The 7027-nt window shown below is 47.4% G+C and carries 8 protein-coding genes; all 8 read right to left on the bottom strand.

The genetic code is table 11. From position 1 onward, the window contains the following. Window positions 1-368 precede the first annotated feature (368 nt). Window positions 369-1856, bottom strand: a complete 1488-nt coding sequence (gene lysS / locus LCM10_RS20305; protein WP_224878371.1) for a lysine--tRNA ligase — start codon at window positions 1854-1856, stop codon at window positions 369-371. Between the two features lie 298 nt (window positions 1857-2154). Beyond that, on the bottom strand, window positions 2155-2379 hold the full coding sequence (locus LCM10_RS20300) for a helix-turn-helix domain-containing protein (protein ID WP_224878369.1): 225 nt from the start codon (window positions 2377-2379) through the stop codon (window positions 2155-2157). Further along, complete coding sequence (folK, locus tag LCM10_RS20295; protein WP_224878367.1) at window positions 2331-2858, bottom strand: 2-amino-4-hydroxy-6-hydroxymethyldihydropteridine diphosphokinase; 528 nt, start codon at window positions 2856-2858, stop codon at window positions 2331-2333. Before folK ends, LCM10_RS20300 begins: the two co-directional genes overlap by 49 nt. After that, the gene (folB, locus tag LCM10_RS20290) at window positions 2851-3219 is read right to left on the bottom strand and encodes a dihydroneopterin aldolase (RefSeq protein ID WP_224878365.1); all 369 of its coding nucleotides are present in this window, start codon (window positions 3217-3219) and stop codon (window positions 2851-2853) included. The genes folK and folB overlap by 8 nt, the downstream gene beginning before the upstream one ends. After that, window positions 3212-4045 carry a dihydropteroate synthase gene (folP, locus tag LCM10_RS20285; protein WP_224878363.1) on the bottom strand — a complete coding sequence of 278 codons (834 nt, stop codon included), beginning with the start codon at window positions 4043-4045 and terminating at the stop codon, window positions 3212-3214. Before folP ends, folB begins: the two co-directional genes overlap by 8 nt. Then, entirely contained in the window at window positions 4020-4916 is an 897-nt protein-coding gene (gene pabC / locus LCM10_RS20280; RefSeq protein ID WP_224878361.1) for an aminodeoxychorismate lyase, read from the bottom strand. Before pabC ends, folP begins: the two co-directional genes overlap by 26 nt. After that, window positions 4916-5503: an aminodeoxychorismate/anthranilate synthase component II gene (gene pabA / locus LCM10_RS20275; RefSeq protein WP_224878359.1), complete on the bottom strand. Its 588-nt coding sequence runs from the start codon at window positions 5501-5503 to the stop codon at window positions 4916-4918. Before pabA ends, pabC begins: the two co-directional genes overlap by 1 nt. Continuing rightward, window positions 5500-6930 (bottom strand): aminodeoxychorismate synthase, component I, encoded by a 1431-nt coding sequence (gene pabB / locus LCM10_RS20270; RefSeq protein WP_263621571.1) that lies wholly within the window; start codon window positions 6928-6930, stop codon window positions 5500-5502. The genes pabA and pabB overlap by 4 nt, the downstream gene beginning before the upstream one ends. Window positions 6931-7027: the final 97 nt, after the last annotated feature.

Raw genomic sequence — 7027 nt, 5'->3', positions numbered from 1 at the left:
GAATAGCTCTTTTTTGTAACGATATTCGTTACGGTAAATCTAGAATTAACGTTGACGTATTGTCTTGTTTTGTTCAGTTTTCAAGGTTCAATTTGTTAAGTGCTTCGTTTGAAGCGACCCTTTAAATATTACAGCATCAACAGCGATGTGTCAACAACTTTTTTTAAAAAGTTTTTTGTGTTGTTCACCGTGTTTTGCGGCAACAGATAATAATATACCACCATCTGAATAATGGTGCAAGAGGTTTTTTCAACTTTTTTTATTTCTTTTTAAAAAACATCTAAACATATTTGAAATAGATCCGATAATCAATCCTTTCATATAGAAAAAGCAGCGGCCGTCAGCCGCTGCTTTCCATATAAAGTAGATTAGTCACGATGGCGCATCAATGGGAACAGCAGGACGTCGCGGATCGATGGTGAGTTCGTCAATAGCATAACGAGTCGGTCGATCCCGATACCAAGTCCTCCAGTTGGAGGCAAACCGTATTCCAATGCTTCAATGAAGTCATCATCCATCATGTGCGCTTCATCGTTTCCTTCTTCTCTTTCTTTTAATTGTGCTTCAAATCGTTCTCTTTGATCGATCGGATCGTTTAGCTCCGTAAACGCGTTTGCGTGCTCACGGCCCACAATGAACAACTCGAAACGATCAGTAAAACGAGGATCTTCATCATTTTTCTTCGCAAGTGGGGAAATCTCCACCGGATGACCATAAATGAATGTAGGCTGGATAAGCTTGTCCTCTACTACTTGCTCGAAGAATTCATTTACTACATGTCCATATTGCATGTTGTCCTTGATTTCGATGCCGTGCTCCTTGGCAAGTGCACGCGCTTCTTCATCGGACATTTCCTTCCAGAAGTCCACTCCTGTATGCTCCTTGACAGCATCCACCATATGGAGGCGAGTCCACTCAGGTTCGAGGTTCACTTCGTAATCCCCGTATTGAACCGTTGTAGAACCGAGCACCTCTTTTGCGATATGGGCAACGAGGTTTTCCGTTAAAGCCATGATGTCGCGGTAATCAGCATATGCTTCATACAGCTCGATCATCGTGAATTCAGGATTGTGTCGCGTTGATACCCCTTCATTACGGAATACGCGGCCGATTTCGTATACTTTTTCAAGACCGCCCACAATCAGGCGCTTCAGATGAAGCTCGATTGCGATACGCATGTAAAGTGGCATATCAAGGGCGTTATGATGAGTCGTGAACGGACGTGCAGAAGCCCCACCGGCGATGGAATGCATCATTGGTGTTTCCACTTCAAGGTATCCGTTGTTATCCAGGTATCTTCTCATCTCGCGGATGATGCGGCTGCGGGCGATGAACGTCTCCTTGCTTTCCTGGCTTGTGATCAGGTCAAGGTAGCGCTGACGATAACGTTGCTCTACGTCTTTCAAGCCGTGGAACTTTTCAGGAAGAGGACGCAATGCCTTTGTCAGCAATGTGAATTCTTTTGCTTTGACTGAAAGCTCCCCTACCTTCGTTTTGAATACCGTTCCCGTGATCCCTACGATATCGCCAAGATCTGCCGTGTTAAAGTATTCATAAGCTTCTTCCCCGACAGCATCTTTACGCACATAGATTTGGACTTGTCCTTCTAAATCTTGAAGGTGGGCAAATCCGGCTTTCCCTTTTCCGCGTTTGGTCATGATACGACCTGCAATTGTAACAGAGATCTCTTTTTCTTCGAGCTCCTCTTTCGAAAACTCATCATATTGTGCTTTGATTTCCGATGAGCTGTGTGTACGGTCGAAACGTTTACCGAACGGATCCAACCCTTTTTCACGGATGGACTCCATCTTTTCGCGCCTTACGCGAAACTGGTCATTTATTTCTTCGTGACTCATTTATTTTCACTCCTATTCTATCTGCTTTCCTGCTTTACTAGACTAATACGAATATATACCATACTATTTTACACAATATCCGGGTTTGTAACACCCCTAAAGTTTCAGTTCTTTAAGAAAACCGTCCCTCGTGTGCCATTGAAGGCTTATGGATATGGTTATAGAAATCATCTAAAAAAGGCCGCTCCGTCCATGATGGATATCACGAATGGAATCAAGCCTTTTTTAGAATAACATATTATGAGAGAAAACACACAGGGGCACCCGCTGTCCTTCTCGATCCGCTTCTTTCATCGGACTATTGCCTATTCTCCAATTCCCCTTTAGGATCAAGATCATCGAGGGATATCTGGAGCACTTCCGCCACCTTAACCAGGAAGTCCTCCTTCGGGACCCGGCTCCCTCTTTCCACTTCCCCAAGGACGGAGACAGAGATGCCAAGTTCCTTGGCCAGCCCTTCCTGGGTAAGGCCTTTTAATTTTCTGAATGCACGAACACGTCTTCCCCATATATCTGTTTCCATAACCGAACTCCTTCTTTGTCAGGTATTTCGTCCAGGAAGCGACTGAATGGAGTGCCTAGAACTGGATGACCGATTGACGGTTCTAGTTCCAAGAGAGGTATCAGGACAAAGGCTCTCTTCTCCATCCTTGGATGTGGAATGAGCAGATTTTCTGTTTCAACTTTCTCATTATTGTAGAGTAAGACATCCAGGTCTATGATTCTCGGTCCCCACTTGAACTCCCTTATCCTCCCGAGGTCGCATTCCACCTGCAGGCATTGCTGCAGCAGAGTTTCCGGACGTAAAGCCGTACGCACTTCAATGACCATATTCAGAAATTTACCTTGTTCAGTGAATCCTACTGGATCCGTTTCATACATGGACGATTTTCTTAGTACCTCTATCTTACCATGACTATGGAGGATATTTATGGCTTTTTCCAGATAAACCTCCCTTTCCCCCATATTTGATCCGAGGGAGATGTATGCGATGTTATTCATGTGATCGACTCCTCGTGATTTCCACCGCTACCGAACGATAATGGCCCGGAATCGGAGGATCAGGCTTAATGAGAGTAATTTTGCACGCTTGGACGATGTCGAAGGACTCGAGAATCTTAGAGGAGATCCTTTCAGCCACCGCTTCCACCAGATTAAGAGGTTCACCTTCTACTACAGACTTTGTCAGGGTATACACGTCAGCATAGTTGACGGAGTCTTCAAGGGCATCGCTCTTTCCAGACTTGCTCAAATCAAGATGAAGCTCCGCGCTGACACGGAATCGCTGCCCCAGTCTGTTTTCCTCCGGGAATACGCCGTGATATCCGTAAAACTCCATTTCATTCACTAAGATTTTATCCATGGTACTGCCCCTTTCCCATTAATGCATCCATCATTTTCGCCATCCGCGCCATTTCTTTGACATCGTGTACACGTACAATCTGGCACCCCTTCTGGATCCCCCAACACACTGTCGCGCCGGTCCCTTCCATCCGCTCGTCGACCGGAAGATCAAGTACGTGACCGATCACCCTCTTACGGGACGTGGCATAAAGGACCGGATAACCAAGGGATACAAGGACATCTACATGCCTCATCATTTCAAGATTCTGTTCGAACGTTTTAGCAAAGCCGATCCCAGGGTCAAGGATGATTTGCTCATCCTTCACTCCCGCTTCCTTCACGATCTTGATGCTCTCCTGCAAGTCTTGAACGGCGTCTTTCATGAATTCCTTATACTCAGGTTCAACGCGGTTGTGCATCAGGATGATCGGAGCCCCCGTCTCGGCGGCCACTCCCGCCATGTGGGGATCTTTCTTCGCACCCCAAACATCATTGATGATATGGGCGCCGGCTTCGAGTGCCGCCTTGGCCGTTTCAGCCTTATACGTGTCAATCGAAATCGGGACATCCACTTCTTCCACAAGTGCCTTTATGATCGGGATGACCCTTTTGATTTCTTCCTCTGCCGTAACAGGCGTGTGACCTGGACGGGTCGATTCTCCGCCTACGTCAATCAGGTCCGCACCTTGCCGAACCATTTCCTTTGCGCGCTCCACAGCCTTTTGTACAGAATCATACGATCCCCCGTCCGAGAATGAATCCGGGGTGACATTCAGGATCCCCATGATCAGGGTCTTTCTTGAATAATCCAATTCATGGTTACCGCATATAATCGTCTCCTGCATGTTGATTCCCTCCTTCCATTTCTTCAATGAAGTCCAAATGAGTGACATATCGCTGGTAGTGCTCATGCAGTTGTCTTGTATACGTTCCTGACTTTCCCGGGAAACAACGGTCCCCCACCCGATTGACAGGGATGATTTCCTGTACGGAATTCGTGAAGAACAGCTCGTCTGACGAATTCAGGTCACTAACCTTGAACAAGCCTTCATGAACAGGTATATTCAACCGCTGTGCCGAAGCGAGAATGAACCGTCGTGTAATCCCGTCCAACAACCCGGTCTCGACGGAAGGGGTGTAAAGCTCTCCACCCTTGACCCAGAAGATGTTCGAGGTGATCCCTTCGCATACATAACCATCTGCGGTCAGAAAGATCCCTTCTTGATCCGCCGACGGTCCGATCTCCCTTTTGGCGGCAAGATTGTTGAGGTAATGATGAGATTTCAAGCGCACATCGATTTCAGGGGTGCTTCGCCTCAGCCTGAGGACGACACCTTCTTTTTCACGAAGCGGGGAAGGTGCCGGCAACGCTTTTTGAAAAAGGATGATCGTCCCTTGTTCATAAGGAGTCGTTCTCAACCCGATCTCACCTGGTCCCCCCGACACATTCAATCGGCAGTACGCATCTTCCAAGCCGTTCTTTTTCAATAATGTACGAACGATTTCTGTGACTTCATCGAGATGGATATCCATTTCAATGGCAAGTGCTCCAAGCCCCTGTTTCAATCTGGATACGTGATCCCCCAATAGAAAGGGGTGTCCGTCATAGGTGCGGAATGTTTCAAAGACACCCAATCCGTACAAGTAGCCGTGATCAAACGGTGAAATCGATGCTTGTGACTGATGGACGATGTTCCCGTTCATATAGATATACATTATACCGGTATCTCGACTTTCTTATAAGCTTCAAGAAAGTTCTTCAACAGTTTCTTCCCTTCTTGCGTCATGATGGACTCCGGATGGAACTGTACACCTTCAATGGCAAGCTCTTTATGACGGATGGCCATGATCTCACCCTTTGACGTTTCTGCGGTAATATCGAAGCACTCGGGAAGGGTTTCCCGTTTAACGATGAGAGAATGATATCTTGTCGCTTCGAAAGGATTCGGCATGTCCTCGAATATCGATTTTCCGTCATGATACATGAGGGATACCTTCCCGTGCATGAGACGTTCGGCACGGATGACATCACCACCGAATACCTGGGCAATGGATTGGTGACCGAGACATACGCCGAAGATCGGTATCTTCCCAGCAAAATGGGTGATTGCCTCCAGACTGACTCCAGCTTCATCCGGGCTGCACGGCCCTGGGGAGATCATCAGGTAGTCCGGTGCCATCTCTTCAATTTCTCGTATGGTAATCTCATCATTTCTACGGACCACAAGCTCTTCTCCTAGTTCCCCTAAAAATTGAACCAGATTGTATGTGAATGAATCATAATTATCGATCATCAGGATCATTGATGATCCCCCTTTCCTTCCGCCATGGCTTTTGCCACCCAAAGGGCCCTGGCTTTCTTCAGTGACTCTTTATATTCATGCTTCGGATTCGAATCGATGACGACGCCTGCACCCGCCTGGATATAGGCTTCGCCCTCTTTTACAAGCATCGTCCGGATGACGATATTCAATTCCATATCCCCATTCACCCCGATCCAGCCGATCGAGCCTGTATAGATGCCCCTTCTCACCGGTTCAAGTTCTTCGATGATCTCCATCGTCCTCACCTTTGGCGCACCGGTGATCGTACCTCCCGGAAAGACGGCACGGATGACATCCGATTTTGATTTATGCTGATCGAGCACCCCTTTTACATTGGACACGATATGCATGACATGTGAATACTTCTCAATGACCATGAATTCATCGACCTCAACGGACCCATATCGGCAGACCCTGCCCAGATCGTTACGTTCAAGGTCCACAAGCATGACATGCTCTGCACGCTCCTTCTCGTTATCAATGAGCTCGTTCGCCAGCGCTTCATCCTCGGCTGCGTCTTTTCCACGAGAGCGTGTACCGGCAATCGGCCTTGTACTCAGTTCCTCCCCATTTTTCTTCACCAGCAGTTCAGGGGATCCGGACACAATCTGGAAGTCCGGCGTATGGATATAGCTCATGTACGGAGATGGGTTCAGTTCACGCAATTTTTTGTATACCGCAAACGGCTCGACTTTCAGTTCCTGGGATTGCCGCACAGACAGATTCACTTGGAACACATCCCCTTGCGAAATGTAATCCTGGATTCTCTCTACTGCCTCCGCGAACTGTGTTTCATCCATGGATACGTTGATCTCGGAGCGTTCATTGTCCGTTTTCACCATATCTTCCTGCTTCTGCTCCCTTAGGTTGTCCTGCCACAATGAAGTCCACGCCTCTAACCGGTTTTTCGCTTCCCCTATCCCTTCCTCGGACAGGATCATCGTCCATAGCGTGTCCTCCTTATGATCGAAGACCACCCACTGATCGAGGTACAAGAAATACACTTCAGGGATTTCGAGGTCATCATCACTCAAGGTTGGCAGCTTCTCGATTCTCCTCGCGTAGTCATAGCTCAGGAAACCGATGACACCTCCTTGAAAGTCAGGAAGGTCAGGCTGTTTCTCCGTTTCCAGTGGCTGTAGCCATTTCTCCAGTTCGATGAGGGGGTCTCCCGGCATGAAGCCGGAGCCTGTCTGATCATGGATCTTGAGTCCACCATCCGCACTTTCCAATACCGTTTTAGGTTGAAGTCCGGCAACACTATATCGTCCACCCCGACCGCTTTCCAGCAAGACATGGTGAGATTGGTCCTGACTCAGTTGTTCGTATGCTGAAAAGAATTGTTCTTTTGTTGTAAGGTTCTTCTGAAAATATAGGTGTTGCACTTCCTTCACACTCCTACTCATTATCTTCTTTCATGATACATGATGTGAAGGAAGGTTTCACTGTTGAAAGTTTGGAAACGGGGGTTTTATCCTAGTATATCTTCAAAGAGCACAAACA

This window comes from Rossellomorea aquimaris (assembly GCF_020171925.1).
Taxonomy (GTDB): domain Bacteria; phylum Bacillota; class Bacilli; order Bacillales; family Bacillaceae_B; genus Rossellomorea; species Rossellomorea aquimaris_F.
Note: the sequence above shows the minus strand (reverse complement) of the source record. Positions and strands in the feature narration are given on the sequence as shown.

What these genes read in the sequence shown, in the direction of transcription:
- lysS (WP_224878371.1), bottom strand. Translation starts at nt 1,856, where the DNA reads ATGAGTCACGAAGAAATAAATGACCAGTTTCGCGTAAGGCGCGAAAAG.
- folK (WP_224878367.1), bottom strand. Translation starts at nt 2,858, where the DNA reads ATGAATAACATCGCATACATCTCCCTCGGATCAAATATGGGGGAAAGG.
- folP (WP_224878363.1), bottom strand. Translation starts at nt 4,045, where the DNA reads ATGCAGGAGACGATTATATGCGGTAACCATGAATTGGATTATTCAAGA.
- folB (WP_224878365.1), bottom strand. Translation starts at nt 3,219, where the DNA reads ATGGATAAAATCTTAGTGAATGAAATGGAGTTTTACGGATATCACGGC.
- pabA (WP_224878359.1), bottom strand. Translation starts at nt 5,503, where the DNA reads ATGATCCTGATGATCGATAATTATGATTCATTCACATACAATCTGGTT.
- LCM10_RS20300 (WP_224878369.1), bottom strand. Translation starts at nt 2,379, where the DNA reads ATGGAAACAGATATATGGGGAAGACGTGTTCGTGCATTCAGAAAATTA.
- pabB (WP_263621571.1), bottom strand. Translation starts at nt 6,930, where the DNA reads ATGAGTAGGAGTGTGAAGGAAGTGCAACACCTATATTTTCAGAAGAAC.
- pabC (WP_224878361.1), bottom strand. Translation starts at nt 4,916, where the DNA reads ATGTATATCTATATGAACGGGAACATCGTCCATCAGTCACAAGCATCG.